General features: G+C 62.6%; 19 protein-coding genes and 1 pseudogene. 11 read left to right on the top strand and 9 right to left on the bottom strand.

Translation table 11 applies throughout. The features are described from left to right. Together AC1P6P_RS02495 and AC1P6P_RS02490 are read left to right on the top strand one after the other, a co-directional pair. A pseudogene (locus tag AC1P6P_RS02495) lies at window positions 1-233 on the top strand (hypothetical protein); the annotation flags it as partial. A 130-nt stretch (window positions 234-363) separates the two neighbouring features. Beyond that, the gene (locus AC1P6P_RS02490) at window positions 364-1,116 is read left to right on the top strand and encodes a hypothetical protein (protein ID WP_481400854.1); all 753 of its coding nucleotides are present in this window, start codon (window positions 364-366) and stop codon (window positions 1,114-1,116) included. A gap of 6 nt (window positions 1,117-1,122) precedes the next feature. Here AC1P6P_RS02490 and AC1P6P_RS02485 read toward each other — a convergent pair whose 3' ends face one another. Next, window positions 1,123-2,715 (bottom strand): peptide chain release factor 3, encoded by a 1,593-nt coding sequence (locus AC1P6P_RS02485; RefSeq protein ID WP_481400853.1) that lies wholly within the window; start codon window positions 2,713-2,715, stop codon window positions 1,123-1,125. A gap of 215 nt (window positions 2,716-2,930) precedes the next feature. Between AC1P6P_RS02485 and AC1P6P_RS02480 the strand changes: the two genes are divergently transcribed. Next, a complete protein-coding gene (locus AC1P6P_RS02480) occupies window positions 2,931-3,095 on the top strand; it encodes a hypothetical protein (protein ID WP_481400852.1) in 165 nt (54 codons plus the stop codon). Between the two features lie 28 nt (window positions 3,096-3,123). Here the strand turns inward: AC1P6P_RS02480 and AC1P6P_RS02475 are convergent, their stop codons facing one another. The 3 genes from AC1P6P_RS02475 to AC1P6P_RS02465 all read right to left on the bottom strand — a co-directional run bounded on the left by AC1P6P_RS02475 (window position 3,124) and on the right by AC1P6P_RS02465 (window position 7,449). Next, a complete protein-coding gene (locus AC1P6P_RS02475; protein WP_481400851.1) occupies window positions 3,124-3,456 on the bottom strand; it encodes a DUF1491 family protein in 333 nt (110 codons plus the stop codon). Between the two features lie 103 nt (window positions 3,457-3,559). Next, the gene (locus tag AC1P6P_RS02470) at window positions 3,560-4,900 is read right to left on the bottom strand and encodes a hypothetical protein (protein WP_481400850.1); all 1,341 of its coding nucleotides are present in this window, start codon (window positions 4,898-4,900) and stop codon (window positions 3,560-3,562) included. 833 nt (window positions 4,901-5,733) lie between these two features. Next, window positions 5,734-7,449, bottom strand: a complete 1,716-nt coding sequence (locus tag AC1P6P_RS02465; RefSeq protein ID WP_481400849.1) for a sensor histidine kinase — start codon at window positions 7,447-7,449, stop codon at window positions 5,734-5,736. 234 nt (window positions 7,450-7,683) lie between these two features. On the opposite strand from AC1P6P_RS02465, the gene AC1P6P_RS02460 reads away from it, so the two are divergent. Both AC1P6P_RS02460 and AC1P6P_RS02455 read left to right on the top strand, forming a co-directional pair. Next, window positions 7,684-9,303, top strand: coding sequence for a sensor histidine kinase (locus AC1P6P_RS02460; protein WP_481400848.1), 1,620 nt, complete (start codon window positions 7,684-7,686; stop codon window positions 9,301-9,303). A gap of 29 nt (window positions 9,304-9,332) precedes the next feature. After that, a complete protein-coding gene (locus tag AC1P6P_RS02455) occupies window positions 9,333-10,199 on the top strand; it encodes a phosphodiester glycosidase family protein (RefSeq protein WP_481400847.1) in 867 nt (288 codons plus the stop codon). Window positions 10,200-10,822: 623 nt separating this feature from the next. On the opposite strand, the gene AC1P6P_RS02450 is transcribed toward AC1P6P_RS02455, so the two are convergent. Together AC1P6P_RS02450 and AC1P6P_RS02445 are read right to left on the bottom strand one after the other, a co-directional pair. Then, the gene (locus AC1P6P_RS02450) at window positions 10,823-11,542 is read right to left on the bottom strand and encodes a DUF6456 domain-containing protein (protein WP_481400846.1); all 720 of its coding nucleotides are present in this window, start codon (window positions 11,540-11,542) and stop codon (window positions 10,823-10,825) included. After that, entirely contained in the window at window positions 11,535-11,879 is a 345-nt protein-coding gene (locus AC1P6P_RS02445; protein ID WP_481400845.1) for a helix-turn-helix domain-containing protein, read from the bottom strand. The genes AC1P6P_RS02450 and AC1P6P_RS02445 overlap by 8 nt, the downstream gene beginning before the upstream one ends. A 275-nt stretch (window positions 11,880-12,154) precedes the next feature. On the opposite strand from AC1P6P_RS02445, the gene AC1P6P_RS02440 reads away from it, so the two are divergent. From AC1P6P_RS02440 to AC1P6P_RS02430, 3 genes are all read left to right on the top strand, one after another. Beyond that, a complete protein-coding gene (locus AC1P6P_RS02440; RefSeq protein ID WP_481400844.1) occupies window positions 12,155-13,060 on the top strand; it encodes an IS1595 family transposase in 906 nt (301 codons plus the stop codon). A gap of 407 nt (window positions 13,061-13,467) precedes the next feature. Continuing rightward, window positions 13,468-14,130, top strand: coding sequence for a hypothetical protein (locus AC1P6P_RS02435; protein ID WP_481400843.1), 663 nt, complete (start codon window positions 13,468-13,470; stop codon window positions 14,128-14,130). A gap of 161 nt (window positions 14,131-14,291) precedes the next feature. After that, a complete protein-coding gene (locus tag AC1P6P_RS02430; RefSeq protein ID WP_481400842.1) occupies window positions 14,292-14,816 on the top strand; it encodes a hypothetical protein in 525 nt (174 codons plus the stop codon). A gap of 357 nt (window positions 14,817-15,173) precedes the next feature. Here the strand turns inward: AC1P6P_RS02430 and AC1P6P_RS02425 are convergent, their stop codons facing one another. Next, the gene (locus AC1P6P_RS02425; protein WP_481400841.1) at window positions 15,174-15,842 is read right to left on the bottom strand and encodes a PEP-CTERM sorting domain-containing protein; all 669 of its coding nucleotides are present in this window, start codon (window positions 15,840-15,842) and stop codon (window positions 15,174-15,176) included. Window positions 15,843-16,267: 425 nt separating this feature from the next. Between AC1P6P_RS02425 and AC1P6P_RS02420 the strand changes: the two genes are divergently transcribed. Together AC1P6P_RS02420 and AC1P6P_RS02415 are read left to right on the top strand one after the other, a co-directional pair. Continuing rightward, the gene (locus tag AC1P6P_RS02420) at window positions 16,268-16,597 is read left to right on the top strand and encodes a hypothetical protein (RefSeq protein WP_481400840.1); all 330 of its coding nucleotides are present in this window, start codon (window positions 16,268-16,270) and stop codon (window positions 16,595-16,597) included. Window positions 16,598-16,606: 9 nt separating this feature from the next. Continuing rightward, entirely contained in the window at window positions 16,607-16,843 is a 237-nt protein-coding gene (locus AC1P6P_RS02415; RefSeq protein WP_481400839.1) for a hypothetical protein, read from the top strand. 209 nt (window positions 16,844-17,052) lie between these two features. Here AC1P6P_RS02415 and AC1P6P_RS02410 read toward each other — a convergent pair whose 3' ends face one another. Beyond that, window positions 17,053-18,045 carry a DUF4424 family protein gene (locus tag AC1P6P_RS02410; RefSeq protein ID WP_481400838.1) on the bottom strand — a complete coding sequence of 331 codons (993 nt, stop codon included), beginning with the start codon at window positions 18,043-18,045 and terminating at the stop codon, window positions 17,053-17,055. A gap of 117 nt (window positions 18,046-18,162) precedes the next feature. After that, a complete protein-coding gene (locus AC1P6P_RS02405; protein WP_481400837.1) occupies window positions 18,163-18,582 on the bottom strand; it encodes a MerR family transcriptional regulator in 420 nt (139 codons plus the stop codon). Window positions 18,583-19,278: 696 nt separating this feature from the next. On the opposite strand from AC1P6P_RS02405, the gene AC1P6P_RS02400 reads away from it, so the two are divergent. Further along, on the top strand, window positions 19,279-20,064 hold the full coding sequence (locus tag AC1P6P_RS02400; protein ID WP_481400836.1) for a DUF1499 domain-containing protein: 786 nt from the start codon (window positions 19,279-19,281) through the stop codon (window positions 20,062-20,064). Window positions 20,065-20,125: the final 61 nt, after the last annotated feature.

The following is a 20,125-nucleotide window of genomic DNA, read 5'->3' as shown; positions in this document are numbered from 1 at the left end:
GCCTCATCATCACCGTGCTCGGCGACGCGTCGGGCGAGGCGCTGGCGGTGCTGTGCCGCGGGCTTGGCCTCAGCCGCGCCACCTTCTCGGCCATCGCGCTGCTGCGGGGGCCCGACGGCGTGCCGCTCGCCGTGTTCGACACCGTGGCGCCAAAAGCTGCGGCGCTCCTCGTCGCCGCCTGGCGCAAAGCCGCTGCCGACACCGCCCCCGACCGCATCCAGGCGGCGGAATAAGCCTCACTCGCAAATTTGTCCCAACGACTCTGTTGATAATGGGGCGCCCGCTGAGGTGCCGCCAATCCCTCAGGTTGCATTAGAGAAATCATGCAACTAAAATTTGTGCGTCTGAAGGGGGTCATCGCAAATGGCAAAATTGGTCATCGTCACGGCGGCGGTCGCACTGCTTTGCAGCGGCTGCGGCACCTATTGGCAACGTCAGGCCGAGTCCGTCTATGACGGGCAGCCGAAGATCGACGACCAAGCCTTCCTGCTGCACGACGCAAACGATCTGCCCGATGCCTGCAAAGGCCAAAGCGCGGCCGACGGCGCCAACAGCTGGACCAATGCGACCGACAGCGGCCAAGCGAAAATCCGCGCCTGCACCTTCGCCATGAAGCTGTTGATCGATATCCGCTGGGCGCATTACGCCGATGCGCTGCACGGCACGGTGGCCTACGGCTCAATGGGCTTCGACACCGTCACCCTCGGCCTCAACACCGCCGGGGCGCTGACGCCCGGCAATGCCAACCAGATCCTCAGCGCCGTCGCCGCCGGCGTCGGCGGGTTGAAGACCAAGATCGACGAAGACATCCTCTACAAGAATTCGGTGCAGCTGATCCTGCTGCAGATGCGCAAGGACCGCGCCACCCAGGCCAATATCATTCTCACCAGCCTCAAGAACAACACCTACCGCACCATGGCCGAAGCGGCGATCGATCTGTATGCCTACAATCGCGCCGGATCGTGGACCGATGCCCTGGTTTCCATGGACGCCGACAGCGGCAACAATGCCGCCGACAGCCAGGACAAATTGCAGACGACCCAGCTGGGCACCGCCCAAACAGTGACGACGGCGCCGGTGACGACACCGCCGGCAGCGGCCACGACTCGTCCTTAGCGGGCATCACGCTTCGGCGTGGACGTCGGCGCGTTCGCGGGTTTTGGCGAATTTGATCTTGGGGAATTTGTCGGCGACGTAGCCGAGCTCCCATTGGCTCTTGGCCAAAAACACCGGCGCGCCGTCGCGGTCGGCCGCCATGCCGCCCTTGTTGCCGTCGATGAATTTTTCCACGTCGGCGGGCGCGCCGGAAATCCAGCGGGCGGCATCGTAGGGCGACGCTTCGAGATCGGCATCCAGGCTGTATTCGGCCTTCAACCGCGATTTCAGCACGTCGAGCTGCAGCGGCCCGACGACGCCGACGATCCATTGGCTGCCGATGGTCGGCTTGAACACCTGGGTCACGCCCTCTTCGGCGAGCGAGGTCAACGCGCGCGCGAGGTGCTTCTGCTTCAGCGGATCGAACAGCTTCACCCGCTTAAGGATTTCCGGAGCGAAGTTGGGAATGCCGGTGAAGACGATCTTGCCCGATTCCGACAGCGTATCGCCGACCCTGAGGACGCCGTGATTGGGGATGCCGATGATGTCGCCGGGATAAGCCACATCCACGGTCTCGCGCGCCTGGGCGAAGAACAGGATGGGATTGTAGATGCCGATCTGCTTGCCGGTGCCCGACTGCGTCAGCTTCATGCCGCGCTTGAACTCGCCCGAGGCCAGCCGCACGAAGGCGACGCGGTCGCGATGGTTGGGGTCCATGTTGGCCTGGACCTTGAACACGAAGCCGGACACGTCGTCATCGGCGGGCTCGACGATGCGGTCCTTGGCGGCCTGGCTGCGCGGCGCCGGCGCATATTTGGCGAGATGGCCGAGCAGGTCCTGCACCGCGAAATTCTTCAAGGCCGAGCCGAAGAAGATCGGCGACAGCCGGCCGGCGCGGTATTCAGTTTCATCGAAACGGCTGAGACCCGCGGTAACGAGATCGACCTCCTCCATCAGCTGGATTTTTTCCGCGACCGACAGATGGGCCTCGACATGATGGCCGCCGATGCGGCCACCCTCGTAGACCGAAAACTCTTCCGTATAGAGATCATAGACGCCGCGGAAATTGAGCCCCTGCCCGACCGGCCACGACATCGGCGCGACATCGAGCTGAAGCTGATCGGCGATCTCGTCCACCAGCTCGAAGGCATCGCGCGCTTCGCGGTCCATCTTGTTGATGAAGGTCATGATCGGGATGTCGCGCAGGCGGCAGACTTCGAACAGCTTGCGGGTCTGACTTTCGATGCCCTTTGCCGCGTCGATCACCATCACGGCGGAATCGGCGGCGGTCAGCGTGCGGTAGGTGTCCTCGGAAAAGTCCTCGTGGCCGGGGGTATCGAGGAGATTGAAGATGGCGCCGTCGTATTCGAACGTCATCACCGCGCTGGTGACCGAAATGCCGCGTTCCTGCTCGATCTTCATCCAGTCCGAGCGCGCCCGCCGGGCCTCGCCGCGCGCCTTGACCCGGCCGGCTTCGTGAATGGCGCCGCCGAGCAGCAAGAGGTGTTCGGTCAACGTCGTCTTGCCGGCGTCCGGGTGCGAAATGATCGCGAAGGTGCGGCGGCGACCGGCTTGCGCAGCAAGCGGCGTCAAATGGGCTTGTTCGGAGTGCGTGGTCATGGCGTGGGGGAGTTAGCAGACCGGGCCCCGGTTGTCATCTCGTCGTGCCGCCGCGCAGGTTTTGCGGCAAATGCCTAGGCGCGGACAGCGGTCGCGGCGCGGCATAAGCGGCGGTGGCGCTGGGAAATCCGGTGTTGTGCCTAGGCAGCTTCGCGAATTGCCGGAACCGGGGGCAAACCCGATCCTGTCCCGCGTTGGTTGATGGGACGATAACGATGAAAAATACCACTACCGCATTGAAAATCTCCTGGCACGCGTTCGAACGCGACATGCGCCACGACTGGCAGGACTGGAGCCCGGCCGAACGGATCGCCGTCAAGGCGATGGGCATTTCGTCGGCGGTGGTCGGCGCGTTTTATCTGGGTCTTTCGTTGATCTGAATGCGCCTGCTCAGCCGGCAATGACTGATCACACGATTTTCTCGTCGACGAAGGCGCGGCCGGCGCGGTCTTCGATTTCCACAATCCACAGATCGGGATCAAACCGCAGCTGCTTTTCGAAATAGGCCGCGGCCTTGGGCTCGTCGCAGGCCTCCCCGAGCGGACGGGCCCAGACGCGCTCCCCGTCGCCCGCCACCGCCTGCGACAGCACCGTGCAGGTGCCATCGAGCCGGGCGATCTTCACCAGCACCGCACCGGCCTCTTCCGAGCCTTTGCGGACGACAAAGCCCTGCGCCCCCGCCACTTCGGCACGGCGGATCAGGGCACGAACAAAGAAACCGGGTTTGAGGCGTGGTTGCATGGGCGCGGTGTAGCAGGAAAAAGTGAGTAGTGAGTAGCGAATAGTGAGCAGGGAGCCGAGCGCCTTAACACGCACTACTCACTACTCACTATTCACTCTCCCCCTACCGATCGAGCCGGCCTTTCCAATAGCCCACGTCTTCGGCGTATTTGCCGACCACCTGGTCCATGCCGCGGTCGATGTCGAAATCGTCGAAGCCGAGCCAGTCGGCCTGGTTCATCTCGTCGATCGGGCGCATGGCGCGGCTGAGGAAGATCACCGCCACCAGCACCAGCAGCGCGAACCCGACATAGAAGAACAGCCCCGGCCCGCCGATCAGCGGCAAGACGTCGATGCGAAACAGCGCGACCCCCAAAAGCCCCAGGAACAGCGTCGTGCCGGTCAGCACCAGCGGCACGAGGACGACGTAATAGCCGCAATTGCGGCCGATCTGATACAGCACGTTGCGCACGAAGCTTTCGATGAAGAAGGCGCGGAAGCTCATCCACAACACGATCTTGTGCCACTTCTGCGCCTTGGCCGAGAGCTTGGCGCTGTCGGTTTCGTCGCCCACCGTGACGGCGCGGGCGTTGGCGAGGCTGTCGCGATAGCGGTCGGAGAGGCGCGACATGTAGCGGGAAAGGAAGCTGCGCATCTCGCGCGCATTGCTCCGCTGGTTCGGCACATACTCCATGAAATAGGTCAGCCACATCAGGAAAATGCCGCCGAGGCAGAGCGCGAGCCCCCACATCCCGGCGTGGAGCTGGGCGGTGACAAAGCCGAGGACGCCTTTGGCCTCGGGGGCGGCGCCGAACACCGGCACCAGGAACCACGCCGCCGCCAGCACCATCAGCACGATGGCGACATAGAGGAAGGTGAGCTTGCGGACATTGTCGTTGATGGTGCGGCGCATCTCGTTGAGCAGGTAGAAGCCGCGGCGGTCGCGCACCCGGAACATGCGGATGATGGTGGCGCCTTCGACGTCTTCGTAGAGGCTGGAGATGTCGGCCGAAATGGCGACCTGCCCGGAGAAGAAGCGGCTGGCGGCCTTGTGATAGATCTCGGCCAGTTCGTCGTTCAAGAGCGCGATGTCGGGCATGTAGGACGGCTTGACGTTGATCCAGCGGAACAGGATACCGCCGCGCTTGAGGTTCTTCTCCTCGTTGTTCTTATAGTCCCATGGCCCTTCGCTGCGCCCGTCGCTGCGATCGAAGCCGGCGTCGACGCCATCGAGCGCGGCCTCAACGAGGCTCTCGGCGCGGAACAGGCGGGAGAACGAGGCAAACGCGCTCGCCCCCAGCCGGGTGTTGAAATCAGGCGTGGCGTCAAAACCCTGATCGGGCGCCGCCACCGGCTTCAGCTTGGCCAGGCGGCGGGCAACGGCCCTCAGCGGCGCCCGGCTGACCAGAACCGCAAATACCACCACGACAAGTAGTCCGATCAGGACTGCGCCTGCGACGACCATCTCCAACGCCTGCCACGGCATGACGCGCCACCCCCACTGTACACCGTCAACAATATAGGTGCGGCAGCGCGTTTTCCCAATGGGATACCGCGCTCGGCTGGTAGGAACCCGCAAAACGGCCGGTTTCAGGGTTAATGACGGCAGTGGCGCCGCGTTGTGCTAAGTCCGGCGCGCAATTCGGCGCGGTTGCCGACCGCAAAGTCGCCGAGGCGCTGCAACGGCTGCCAGGCGAAGCCCGGGGACCCCGGTAGGGATGCGGACTCATTCTCCAAAAATAAGTCGTGCGAACTTTCGCGCGGCGCAACAGATGCCGCCACCTGGGTCCCCGGTCATCGCCCGCGCCTTGAAGACCATTCCTTCTCACCGACATCGTGCGGCGCGGGCTCGCCGGGGATGACAGGCGTGCATTGCGCGTGCGGCACTGGCTCGCCGGGGATGACAGTCGTGCATTGCGCGTGCGGCGCGGGCTCGCCGGGGATGACAATTGGGCTGATCGCGTCGGGTGTGCGTTGACGAGATTGTCATCCCCGGCAAGCCCATCGTAGCGGCGCAGCAGCGAAGCCGGGCGAAGACCGGGGACCCAGGTAGGGATGCGGACACATTCTCCAAAAATGAGTCGCGCGAACTTTCGCGCAGCGCAACAGGTGCCGCCACCTGGGTCCCCGGTCATCGCCCGCGCCTTGAAGACCATTCCTTCTCACCGACATCGTGCGGCGCGGGCTCGCCGGGGATGACAGTCGTGCATTGCGCGTGCGGCGCGGGCTCGCCGGGGATGACAGTCGTGCATTGCGCGGGCGGCGCGGGCTCGCCGGGGATGACAACCTCGGGTGCGTTCACGCCGCGCGGAAGGGGACGATATTGCTCGGTTCTGGCTTCACGCGTTCGCCGTTTTCGCCCACGGCCGCATAAGGCAGGCGCACGCGCACGGTGGTGCCGACGCCGAGGGTGGATTCGATCGTCGCCTCGCCGCCATGCATCGCCGCCAGCGCCTTCACCAGCGACAGGCCGAGGCCGGTGCCTTCCTTCTTGCGCACATGTTCGCCTTCGACCTGCTCGAACGGCTGGCCGAGGCGCAGAAGGTCCTTTTCCGGAATGCCGACGCCGGTGTCGGTGACCGCGATCTCGATGCCCTTGGCGTCGAGCCCGGCGAACACGGTGACCTCGCCGCCCTTGGGCGTGAACTTGACGCCGTTGGACAGGAGGTTGACCAGAATCTGCTTCACCGCCCGCTTGTCGGCGAAAATCGTGGCGGCACGGGGCGACACACTCGTCTTCAGCGCCACGCCGGAGCGCTCCGCCAACAGCTTCACGAACCGCACCGATGCCTCGGCGACGGCGGAAAAATCGAACACCTCTTCCGACAGCTCGAACTTGCCGGCCTCGATCTTCGACATGTCGAGAATGCCGTTGATGAGTTCCAACAGGTGATTGCCGCTTTCGTGCACCAGGCCGGAATATTCGACGTATTTGGGTGAACCGAGGCGGCCGAACATCTCCTGCATCATCACTTCCGAGAAGCCGATGATGGCGTTCAACGGCGTGCGCAGCTCGTGGCTCATGTTGGCGAGGAAGCGCGACTTGGCGCGGTTGGCCTCTTCGGAAAGATCGCGCGCCTCGATCAGCTGGCGCTCATAGGCCTTGCGCTCGGAGATATCGCGCGTCACCGCCACGATGTCGGCGCCCGAGCCGTCGGCATGGGGCACCGGGCGGCAGCGGATTTCGGCCCAGACATGGGCGCCGCCCGCCTTCTTCAGCCGCACCTCGGCCGCGGCTGGACGGCCGAAATAGGCCGCATCCATGAATGCGGTCTGCATCGCCTTCAGATCGTCGGGATGGCACAGCGCCGACGGCGCCAGGCCGATCAGGCTTTCGGGAGCGACGCCGAGCAGCGGCAGCGCCGACGGACTGGCATAAGCGATGCGCCCGTCGGAGGAATGGCGGGTGATCAGATCCATCGCGTTGTCGGCGAGGAAACGGTACATCGCGGCGCCTTCGGCGGCGGCGGCATCGGCCGCATGCTGACGATCTTGCGCCGCGGCGGCCAACAGCGCGCCCTGCATCACGGCGACGAGGATGCTGACGGCATAAAGCGGCCACGCCGGCGGGGCGAGGCGCGAGGCCGGCAGCAGCGCCAGCGCCCCCAGCAGCACGACGACGGCAAGCGCAAAAATCGCAGCGGCGGCGGCGCGCAGCACGGCCGGACGTCCTCCGGCGAGCGCGGCTTCTGCGGGAACCAGCGCGAACCACACCAGCAAGGGCGAATGGATGCCGCCGGTCAGCGCGGTAAGATAACCGATCAGCGCCGCGAACAGGATCAGCGACACTTCTTCGAGGATAGCGAGGCGGATTTTGACGGCCGCCAAAATCGTCAGGATCAGCGGCGCGACCAGACCGGCCATCGCCACCATCTCAAGCGGTCCGGGCCGTCCCAGGACAGCGATGTAGCCGCCACACAGGACGGCACCGAGCCCCGCCTTGACCGTTTGCACCGCCATGAACTGGCGCCGCAAGACGGTGGTGCGGGAGGACTTTTTTCTGTGAATATCCATCACCCCAGGCCACAGAAAGATTCGCGCATCAGGGATCGTCGCCTGCTTCTGTTTAACAAGGTCTGAACGCGGCGCAGAATCGTTCGTTAATTCACAAGCTTTGTGAATCCATCCATTTACCTTCCATTAACGATGGTGGCGTGATTCGGGGCTTGGGCGCCAATCGGGAAAGGAATCCGCAAGCGCGACGGGTGAAAGTTTCTCCCGGCATTATTGCATGGCGGCCTTTCATCGATGAACGCCTCGTTCCAGCGGGCCGACCGGGGCATTCCGGTCCGTCTCGACGACGTCGTAGCACCCTCCGTCATGGAGGCGCTGCACTGCTTGCGTGTTGCCATCACCGTGTTCGACGCCGATGAACGGCTGATCTTCGCCAACGAGCATTTCGGCTACATGTTCCGCTCGCTGCCGTCGCGCGAGGCCCTGGTCGGGCGGCGCTATGAAGAGCTGATCCGTCTCGAAGCAACCGGCGGCGACATCGCCGAAGGGCCGGCCCGCGCCAGTCTCGATGAACTCGTCGCCAGCCGCCGCGCCAGCCTGTTCCACGGCGATTACGCCCCGCGCGACCTGCCGCTCAGCGACGGCCGCATCATCGAAGTCAAAACCCGCAAGACCCCGAACGGCGGCTGGATCATCCTGTGGGCCGACGTCACCCAGGCGCGCCACAATTTCGATCGCCTGCGCGCCGCCATTGCGCTCAGCGCCGACGCCTTCGCCTTCTACGACCGCTACGACCGCCTGACCCTGTGCAACGAGGAATACGCCGCCCTCAACGGCACCACCGATCCCGACGCGCTGAAAGGTTACGGCTTCAACGACATCGTCGAGCGCATCGCCCAGCACACCATCGCGCCCGGCGAACGCGCGGGCTGGATCGAAAAGCGCCACGAGCTGCACCGCGTTCCCGCCGGCGCCATGACGGTGGAACTGGCCGACGGCACCGCCTATCTGATGCGCGACCGCGCCGCCTCGGATGGCGGACGCATCGTGGTTTTCACCGACGTCACCGAACATGCGCGCGCCGAGAAAGCCCTGGCCGAGCAGTCGCGCACGCTCGCCGATACCAAACGCGTGCTGGCTGCGACCGAAGCCAAGACCCACGCCCAGGCCAATTACCTCGCCGATCTCGCCACCAAGCTCGACCAGACCGCGGCCTCGGCCGACAGCACCAAGAAGACGTTCCTTCGCACCATGAGCCACGAGCTCAAGACGCCGCTGAACGCCATCATCGGTTTCTCGGACCTGTTGGGCATGCTCGCCGACTCGGCCGGTCCCGAGCAGATCCGCGAATATGCCGGCCTGATCCACACCGGCGGCAACAATCTGCTCAGGATGCTCAACCAGATCATGGACCTGACCAAGATTTCGGCCGGGCGCTATGAGCTGAACCGCCTGCCGCTCGATGCCGGCCTGTCGCTGTGGCACCTGAAAGACCGCTTCGACGGCACCGCCGCGGACAAAGAGATCGAAATCGTGGTGATGAACGGCGCGCCGGGACTTGTGATCGACGCCGACGAGACCGTCTACAACGCCATGCTCGGCAATCTGATCGAGAACGCCATCGCCTTCACCCAGACGGGCGGCCAGGTGCGGCTCGATGCCGAAGCGGTCGGCGATTGCATCCACATCACCGTCACCGACAACGGGCCGGGCGTGCCAGCGGAAGACCTGCCGCGCATTCTCGAGCCGTTCGAGCAGGGCGGGCGCGGCACCACCGATCACCCCGCCGGCGCCGGCCTGGGATTGACGCTGGTGAAGGCGTACTGCGAACTGCACGGCGGCAATCTCAGCCTCGCCAGCGCCCTTGGCGAAGGCTTCATCGCCACCGTCGTGCTGCCGGCAAAAAGCTTGTAGACTCGCCGCCGTTTCATCCGGGGGCTAAAATGGAACATGTCATGGCCCGCAACTGCGGGCCATCCAAGTCGTACAAGCGCGACCGCTTTAAGAAACGCTCGATCTCAACGGCCAAGGCGGAGCAACCCAACCTGGGTCGCCCGCAGTCGCGGGCGATGACAATAGGAAGAAGACGTCTGCGCGCGATTGCACTGGCGTTTCTATTGTTCGGCCCTGCGGCCCTGGCCAACCCCTGCCAGACGCGCGTGTTCGAGACCAACACCTTCATCATCTGCGGCTACGACAGCCACGACATGACGATGGCGATCGTCGATAGCGACCGGCGTGGCCAGCCCTATCGCTCGTTCGCCGCCTGGGCGCTCGGGCGCAACACCCGCAAAGTCCGCTTCGCCATGAACGCCGGCATGTTCGGCACCGACGGCCGGCCGATCGGGCTCTATATCGAAGACGGCGTGATGCGCCGCCGCGCCAACACCCGTGACGGCGGCGGCAATTTCCACATGAAGCCCAACGGCGTGTTCGGACAGGCACGCGACGGTTCGCTGGTTCTGCAAACCACCGAAGACTATCTCGCCGCCGCGCCGGCGCTGCGCTGGGCGACCCAATCGGGACCGATGCTGGTGATCGACGGCGCCATTCATCCCGGGATTTCGCCGGAAGGCCCGTCGCGCAATATCCGCAACGGCGTCGGCCTCATCGATGCCCACCGCGCCTGGTTCGTGATCAGCGAAGACCCGGTGTCGTTCGGCCGCTTCGCCCGCTTCTTTCGCGACGGACTGAAGTGCCAGAACGCGCTCTATTTCGACGGCGCCGTCTCCAGCCTGTGGTGGCCCGCCGAAAACCGCCGCGACGGGGCCGTGGAGCTGGGCCCGATGGTGATTGTGGAGGACAGGTAGTAGTGAGTAGTGGGCTCCGGCACGGCATGTTCGGCACTCACTACTCACTACTCCTCTCCCATCCCATTTGTCTCAAATTCGACTCAACGGTTTCTAAACCTCGTCCCGTATTTGAGACTTTCTTGAATCGAGACAGAGCGAATTCGGCAAGTGCTTGTTTTTCCTGCATTGCGGAAGCGGCCAAATTAACCAGGTCGTATCAAAGTTTACGAAATCGCTTAGAGGCGCGGCAAAATCCCATCCCCATACTCGCTCGTGCGTTTGGCGATGGTGCTGTTCCGATGATCCTCCGCGCTGCATTTTGGATAACCGTGGTAGCGGTCCTTATCCCGCAGGAGCCGGACGTCGGATATGGCCATCCCGGCGCTCCAAGCGTGGCCCCTCCGAAGATCGTCGAAATCGCAGCGCAGTTGCTCAAGGTCCCCCCCTGTGCAGAGCACGCGCAATGCGCCGCCGGTCTTGATCTCGCAACCGGCTACCGCCAGGCGGTTCGCGAGCGTCTGGAGAGAGCCAAGACGATGCTGAAAGCGAGTACCCCCCCAAGCCTCTCGCGCACGCAATCGTCATACTAGCCCACGGCCCCGCTCTTCCTTCCCCCCCGGAGGAAGAGCGGGGTGTTGGTCTCAGTCTTCGCGCCGCCACGATCGCGTCCGTGCCGACTTCGGTGCCGTCATGCCGTAGTGCGACGCCAGCCGCTCGAGCGCGAGGCCGAGCACGACGCGGGCGCTGCCGCGGGGCCAGCCATGCGCCTGCTCGCAGTCCTCCAGGCTCATGAGATAGCAGCAGACATCGAACAGCACGTCGGCAAGTCCCGGCCCGGCGGCGCGCATGGCGAGGTTGAAACGCTGACGCGCGGCGATGACGGTGTCGGCAAGGTCGGGACGGAAGGCATGACTGCCGACCGGCGCCGAATAATCGACGCCCATGCGCGGCGTCAGCTGGCCGATGGTGTAGTCGCGGCGCAGCTTCTCGCCCGCTTCGGCCGCCACCACGCCGATGAGGCCGCGCCGGCTGAGCACCGCCAGCGGTGACTCGGCGGTGTTGACCACGACGTAGCATTCACGCCCCGCCTCATCCTTGATCAGCCGGGTTTCAAGCTCCTGCTGCGCCGCGGCGCCGCCCTTCAGCCAGCGTTCGCCCTGCGCCGTCAGGACGATGCCGTCCGGGGTTTCGGCGACCAGCTTTTCGCTCAGCAGGACGGCGACGAGATCGGCCGCCACCCGCGCCTTGGGTCCGCGCCGCCCCGCCATCAGAAAGGCGCTACCGGCCCGGCCCATGCTGGCGCCGTGCTGCAGACGGTGAAGAATCCGGCGCATGGCCTGCGACAGCGAGGGATCAGTCATGAAACCCTCCCGCCCGCCTCAGCGCCGCTTCGAGAAACGCCAGACGGCGATCGATCTCGGGATCCTCGCGCGCCTCTTCGATCCGCCGGATCGCGTGCGCCGCCGTGGTGCGGTCGCGCCCGAAGCCGCTGGCGATATCGCTGAGCGACATGCCGTACACCAGCCGGCAGAGATACATCGCCGTCTGGCGGGCGAAGGCGGCTTTGCCGTCGCCGCGCAACACATCGCACAGCTGGCGAAGCGCGACGCCGGTCGTCTGCGCCACGGTAATCTGCGCCAGCAAAGCCTGCTGGCCGGCCCTCGTCGGCGCTTGCCGCACCGGTCCCCATGCGTTCATGTCCATCCCCCTACAAAGCCGCGACGCAGCCGCGCGAGGAACATTATCCTACATGTTTGGGCGATGGGGATAGTGAAACAACTTGGAATGGTAACTAAGGACGAATCTTGCAACCCTTGCCATGCCTTACGGCCAAAGAAATTTTGTTTCCGGGTGGTGGATAGCGGCAAAAATAAACTGAACGGTTACACGTCGGATGTATTCTTGTGGTGGCGATTATATACTTGACTTAGCAGGAAAGCGGCCTATATTCAGGAGCATACGGAGCTAAGACCATGTGTGACCTGACCAATCCCATCTTCACCGACGAAGCCGCCGCTATCGCCCATATGGAAAAGGGTCGCTGGCCAGATGCGACAACCTGCCCGATATGTGGAGTTGTAGGACAGTCGTCCAGGATGGGTGGAAAAACTCAGGCTGGTATGTGGCTGTGCAATTCCTGTCGTGGCAAGTTCACGGTGCGTACTGGCACAGTGTTCGAACGCTCTCACATCCCACTGCACAAGTGGCTGTTGGGCCTTGAGTTGATGGCGTCCAGCAAGAAGGGTATTTCCGCCCATCAACTGCACCGGATGCTCGGGATCACCTACAAGAGCGCGTGGTTCATGTCCCATCGCATCCGTGAAGCTATGGCGCCCGCCGCTTCTGACATGGGGCCGTTAGGTGGCGAGGGAAGGGTCGTAGAGGCCGACGAACTCTATACCGGCAAGAAGCGTGGCACCGTGAAGAAGACGGGCGGCGCTGGCCACAAATGCACGGTGGTAAGCCTTGTGGAGCGCGGTGGCCGCGCCCGCTCCTACCACCTGCCAGAAGGCCCCGACGCGATCACCATCGGCACGCTGGTCAATGAAAACGTGGTGGAAGGCACCCGTTTGCACACCGACGAAAGCCCGATGTACAGCCGCGTTAAAACCAAGCGCGAGAAGGTCAATCACGGCCGCAAAGAGTACGCCCGCGGTGACGTGACCACGAACACGGTCGAAGGCTTCTTTTCGGTGTTTGAGCGCGGCATGGTCGGTACGTATCAACATGTTTCCGAACAACACCTTAAGCGTTACCTCGCAGAATTCGATTTCCGGTATTCCAACCGCGCCAAGCTGGGCATCAACGACACGATGCGCGCTGAGAAAATCTTGGCGGGCGCCGAAGGCAAGCGGCTCACTTATCGACAGGTAAGCTGATCGACAAAGACAAGCGAGATTTCCTGAACGGAGTAGCGAAACTGCGATTCATTCTTTCGCTTCTGGGGTACTGAGATGGCAATACCATGCGCTCAAGTATTTGAAACACAAAGTCATTCACGAATAATCCACAAGCGCAATTTGTCCATAGCGCATGTCGCAGATATTCCTGTACGATTCCAAGTGATTTGGGGTGCTGTCGGGCGGGAGACTTGGCACGTGTCAAGCGATCCGCAGTTGGGGCTGTGATATGGGCACCTATAACGTCTTCTCGCTGATCGAATTTCTTAAGCAGCACATAGGGCGTGGAAAAAAGCCCAAATCTCCCTTTGCAAATGAAAGGGAAGCGTACGAATTCTGTGAACGCGTCTACAAAGAAACGGGCGGCGTTACAGAAGACCTTAAGCGTGCCTATCTCTTTTATCTGCAAAATTCCAATGACGGCTGCCCTACCAATTCCGGACATCCGAGGCCTTAGGTTTGCGCCACTAAGAGATGCTTCCGAATTAGCGACGTTCAGTTGTGGTGAGCGCGAGATTGATCGCAAGATCGCAGAATGCTGCTCATTACAAGCAGAGCACCGCTTGCGAGTGTTTTGTGTAACGCGCGAGGGCGTGAGGGATGCTTACGGATTCTGCGCACTTGAAATTCTTGGCGCGGATTCCAAGAACCTAGACCCTGACATAACATTCGGAGAAAAGACGAAAAGCTATGTGCCTTTTATATATCTGAAGCTATTCGCTGTGCGAGCGGAGTTTCAAAATCTGAAAATCGGCACATTCATGCTTGGTCATACACTAGACCGGTGTGAACTGATTGCACGAAATGTTGGGCTATATGGGGTTGCCCTTCATGCTTTGACCAGAAGGGTATCAGACCTCTATTACCGATATGGATTCCGCGCAGTCACCGGGACTAACCCCAATCTCCCATTTATGGTCAATTCCGTAAAAACTCTTTTCGATCTAGCTGCCATCAAGGCCGAGGCCAGGAGCGAGGCGGCACAAAAACGCCCATTAAGCGATTGCGAAGTGTGCGAAGCGCCGTGCTTATCCGCTGTGACTGCTTAAGTCCGCTTTTTCTTGGGGCTAGTTTTCCGCTTCTTCTTGCTCTTACTTGCCGACTCGTTGTGCGGTTTGTGCGGCGTAGAGAGCATCCGCTTTAGCGCTGCTTCGCGGCGGCGTTCGATTTCGGTGTCGGATAGATTTTCGTCTTTCATGGGCCCCACATTATGCCGCAAACGAACTCATCCATCAAAGCTCTTCGCTCCCTTCTACGCGATAACTTTATTGTCGATATGGACAGGCATTTTCGCGATTTCACGGGGAAAAATGACAGACTTGTAGCCGTCGTCGGTGGGTCGATGCTTGAGGGGATGATCGCCGCAAAACTCAAAGCCGCTATGAAAAATAGTTCCGACGCACTCTTTGAGCCAAGAGGTGCACTCTCAACCTTTTCAGCGAAGATAAATGTCGCCTATGCATTCGGGCTCATAAACAACGATGTTCGCAGGAACGCAGATTACATTAGGGAGATACGAAACGTTTTTGCACACCGCATTCAAACAACGACGTTTCGCACCCCCGAAGTCTCCGCTGTATGCCGTCTCCTGTATTTAGGGAGGTGGGAGAAACGCTCGGAAGCCAAACGCAGTATGCGAAGGCGTTTTGTAATGGCGGTCACCATGACCGGAGTATCTGTTTTTGCGGAGGAGTATCAAAAGTCCGGTTCGGGGCCGCAAATGCCATTGATTTGAAAATGCTTGTAACGACGTCCTGGGCATCATCCATTGTGCCATCATTGGAAAACGATAGCCGCAACTCCCTCACCCCCGCTTCTATCATCTCCGGGGTGACATCAATTTCTTCGGGTTTTTCTTTCTCTACAACCATAAGGCTTCTCCATTTTTAGACTTAGCGCCCTGTTTTGCCAGGACTTTTGTCCGCTAACTCAAGTATACAATCGCCCTTGTGGTTGCATGACTTCGGTCCCATCAAGACCCCGCCGCAGGGGTCGTCATCGCGGGGATTCGGGGTGCAACCGATGATCTCCAGCCGCGCGCATGTGAAAACGGCGGCCTCGCGGCCGCCGCTTTCCCCCTCTCCAGTCGCAGTCAGACCCGGCGGCGGCGCGCCAGCCTCAAACCGAGCAGTCCGAAGCCCATCAGCGCCAGCGTCAGCGGTTCGGGAATGTTCCGGCCGGGCGCAAATTCGGTGATGGTGTTGGTGACCGACGAGATCGTGCCGTTGTCGGCCAGCGCTTCCGATACCGCCACATCGGTGACATCGGCCCCGAAATTGGCACTCGTCACGCTGCCGGGCTGCACCACGGTGCCGACCTTGACCTCGTGAATGGCGGCATCGCCGGCCGGATCGAGACCCTTGTCGAGCGTGGAGGCGCCATTGGAGGCGGTCTGGGTGAAATCGGCATCGATCGAGGTGATCACCGTGCCGGGCGTCGCCACCGCGAAATCAACCGCCACCTCATAGCCCCAGGTATAGCTTGAGCCGGCGAGATAGGAGCCGTCGAACGACAGCTGCTGGTGCACCAGCGAGCCGATCGTGTTGGTGTTGAAGATGAGCACGGTGTCGGCAGGCAGGTTGGTGGTGCTGAAATTGCCGTAGAGCTTGTCACCCGAGCGGATGCAGTCGCCGCTCGACAGGCTCGACCACGCCACCACGCCGGACGGGCCGATATCGGTGGTGGTGGTACAGGTCGGTGCCGCTTCGGCCGCGCCAACCATCGCGATCGCCGCCACCCACAGCTTCCAGTGCATCGCCATCTGCCCACCTCCAGGTTCCCGCCCGCCATCCGGGCTTTCCACGTCTGGTTAGCAATCGTCATGCCATGCACGGAAACGCTGAAATACCGGCATTCCTTGAAGGGGGCGCGGCGCGCCTGTCAAAGGTTCCGACACCGCGCCCGCCCGGCACGCCTGCCAGGGTCGCGCCACTGGCCGCGCCGCGATGATGTGGGCGGCGCCAAAGCCGAGACAAACAGGCGGAATCTGGGGCATGGAACATTATCCGTAGACGGATTGCTTTCGCCGCGACGGCAGCGCCCCGTCAGCGCCGGCGACAACAAATGCTAACCGCCCCGGCCCGCGGTCCGTCGGCTCTGTCAGGCCGTTTTACACGCCCGGGCGGGTGGCGGCATGCTTCCATCTGTAACTTTTGCGGGGCGCCCGGCCCTGATAGACTCGCCGTCATGAAAATCGCCCGATTTGCTCCTGCGCTCGCACTCCTCCTTGCCGCCAGTGTGGCCGGTTGCGGCATCGTCATGCCGACCGCCCGCGACCGCGCCGCCAAGAACACCCCCGGCTTCAAGGCCGGCTATTCCGACGGCTGCGCCTCGGCCACCATCCAGGACGCCAACTACCGCGCCGATCAGGTCCGCGACGACAATCTCTACCGCACCGACAAGCACTATCGCTCCGGCTGGGCCAGCGGCTTCTACAATTGCCGCACCAATCGCACCCATTCGGCCAACGACGGCGGCCCGATCCCCGACAACCAGCCGGGCGGCCACCCCTACTAGGGAGCCTCCATGATCCGGAACATCATTGTCCTGTTGCTGTTGGTGTTCGGCGGATTCTTTACCGGCCTCTACGTCGCCTATGACGAATTCGATCCTTGCCGCGCCCTCGCCGTCGAGAAAGCGCGGCGCGCGCCGGTGCCCACCGGCATTGCCGAAATCTGGACAGCGATTGCTACGTCGCGCATGGACCGCCTTAGCTGCAGCCGCGCGCTGGTGCTGTCATGGCACGAGCGGCTGACCGGCTGATGCTGCCCACAGCGTTGCGGCAGGCTGTGGATAAGCTGTGGACGATTTGTAAGTTGCGTGTATAATCAGGCGCCTGTCTCTGATGGGGCCGCCTCATGATCGGATTGTTGGTTTCCGGCAGTCATGCCTACGCCGAAGGCACCGTCCCCCGCGGCCCGCGCCCGCGCTTCTGGCGCCGCCTCGCCGACTGGTTCCTGGGGCGTTAACCGCTATTGCGGCCCGGCATTTTCGAACACGATCATCACGATATCGCGCTTGGGCGCATAATTGACGGCGTTGAAGTCGAAGGTCGTGGCGCCGCTCTTCTTGAGTTCGCCCTCCCAGCATAACGAGAGAATGTTGTCCGCCTTGAGCTTGTCGAGGGTCAGGTGGAAGCGCCCGATCGGGCCCTGCCAATTGGCGGCGGTGGACAGGATGTAGCTGGTTTCGAACGTGGTCATCAGCCGCGTGCCTTCCGAAGGATCGGCCGCCGCCCCGCCGGTGCGCGCCGCCAGCGTCGCCCAGGTACGCTCGTCGATGCAGTAGTCGAGGTTGCCGAACAGGTTCTTTTCGCTGCGGGTGTGATAGGCGGTGGTGAAGAACGACTGTCCCGTCACCGGCTGATAGGAATGCTCGATCACCACCCGCTTCTTGGCCGGAAATTTTTGCGTCCAGTAGAATTTCGTCTTCACGATCCATTGCGGATAGAATTCGTCGGCGCCATCGCCTTCGGCCAGGCCCGCCGCGATCAGCGCCTTCTTCTTGGCAATCGGCAGGGCGGCGAGTTTCTCGTAGCCGCGATCGGTCACCGGATTGATCACCGCGCCGGCGGCAATGAGCTGCGCGGTGACGTCGCGGCCCTTGAAGAAGGCGCGCTGTTCCACCGTTACCGCGACCGGCTTGCCGTCGACCACCGCCTTGAAGCCGACGAAGTTCCTGGCATCGTCGGTGACGGTGCCGATGGCGCTTTCGGCGAAGTCCCAGGTGGCCAGGTCGGGCAGCGGAAACGCGACGATGGTTTCGACGTCCTTGGCGGTGGGATTTTCGAACTCGAAGCGGATGCGCACCGCCGTGGGGCTGACGAACAGGTCTTCGGCCGCCATTTTCACCGGCGTCGACTTGGTGAACACGATCGAGCCCGCCCGCAGCATCGCCGAACTGTCGTCGCCGCGCGCCGTCGCCGCGATGGCCAGCACGGCCGCCGCCACAATCGCAATCCGCATGAAACCCTCCCCAACCGAAGGGACAGTTTAGGCGCGTCGGCGCGGCGGGAAAAAGGCAAAAAAAACCGGACCGGTGAACAGCACCGGCCCGGCGTTTTATCAGAGTGCGCCGCGCTCTCAGGCGGCGGCAACGGCCTCAACCGCCGGCTCCGTCACGGTCCCAGCCGCGGCGTCCGCCAGATGTTGATCGACCTCGACAATCGAACGCTTCAGCTCGCTGATCGCGACATCGATATCGACCTTCTGCTTCTCGAAGGCGACGATGCGGTCTTCGAACTTTTTGCGCGCGTGGGTGAGCTGGCGCTCATTTTCGGCCGGATTGTACATCTCGAGATATTCCCGGATCTCGGCCAGCGAAAAGCCCAAGCGGCGTCCGCGCAGGATCAGCATGATGCGGGCGCGGTCCTTGACCGAATAGATGCGGGTCTGGCCGCGCCGCTCGGGCGCGATCAGGCCTTCGTCCTCGTAAAAGCGCAAGGTTCGCGCCGTAACGGAAAACTCCTTGGTCAACTGTCGTATCGTAAAGGTTCGGTTCATTTGGTGGGTTCCCATCGTTCCACTTTGTCGGGCCCGGCTGCGTCTGGCCTTGCAATTGGCTCTCTGGTTCCGATGCCCTGACTTCCATCAGATAGGGAATTCTACGGATGCCGCTTCGGTACCGTCAAGATGATCCCATACTGCGCAGGTGTATTTTTTTTCGAAGAAAAATAGGGCGTTTTCTGATATTTCCCAAACTATACAGTAGGAGAATGGCCGCAGTTTAGAACTAATCTACTATGAGTCTTCGGCACTTACGCGTTCTGGAATGCCCCCTAATCTCATTAAGGATGCCGCGGCGAACTCGCCTGTGAGGACCGATTGCGTCGCCGACCGGAACGCGAAATTTTGCACATGTTGCTCAAAATCACCCATGCCGGGAGACTTCCCCAGGGGCAAGCATGGCCGGCCCGGTTCGCAGCGGGTTGCCGCCGGCGGCGCCAGAAACACTCTCAAACATTTTGTATGCATTGCAGACAATTCTTCAAAGACCAGGTCGTGGCCCGCCCCGGGCGCGCGAGTCCCACACTTGCTTCGCCCGGCGCTGATCAATGGGACGAACGGCCGCTGGCGGCGGCAGGATCGCCGGCCCCGACACAGGCTATACTCGCGGTCCTTGCAAGGATGACCGCCGCGTGACGACGAGACCCCAAGACGATCGCGACCACCCGTCCGCCGGCGCCGGCGGAGGCTGACATGCGCACCCAGCCGCTGATCGCCCGCATCTCCTTCACCGCCTTTTTCGTCGGCGCCGCCATCGCGCTGGCGGCCTCGGCGGGCACACGGCTGGGCCTGTTCACGCTCGACCTCGGTCTCAAGGTGCTGGTACCCGGCATCGCCATCGGCGCGGCGGGCCTGTTGTGCGGCGGCGCCTGGATGTGGCGGGCGCTGGCCCTCAACAACTCGACCGGCTGGCGCTACGGCGCCATCGGCCTGTTCGGCTCGGCGATCCTGATCGGCATTCCGGCCAACCATCTCTGGCACATCTACACCCTGCCGCCGATCCACGACGTTTCCACCGATATCGGCGATGCGCCGGCGTTCGTCGCCCTTCTCGCCCAGCGCCAAGGCGCGCCCAATCCCGCCAGCTACGACGGGCCGGTGATGGTCACCTATCAGGGCGAGCGGCTGACGACGGCATTGGCGCAGAAAAACGCCTGGCAGGACATCAAGCCGCTCGAACGTCTCGCCGGCACCACGCCGCAGCAGGAATTCGTCGCCAAGTATTTCTGGCGCGCCGTCAACGCCGCCAACGGCCTGGGCTGGAAGGTCGCCGCCTTTGACGTCAAGAGCGGCCGCATCGAAGCCACCGCCAAGACGCTATGGTTCGGGGCGATTTCCGACATCGTCATCCGGGTCAAGCCGGCCGGCAAGATCGGCGTGCGCATCGACGTGCGCGCCAAGAGCCGTACCGGCGATGCCGACGGCGGCCGCAACGCCGAGTTGGTGCACGAATTCCTGGCACGCGAAGACGGCCGCTGATAGCGCTCCCGCAGGCCCAATCCGCGCAGCGGCAAGATGGGCGTTAAGCATCCATTCACTA

Source organism: Rhizomicrobium sp. (assembly GCF_056722145.1).
This window is presented reverse-complemented; position numbering and strand designations above follow the sequence as displayed.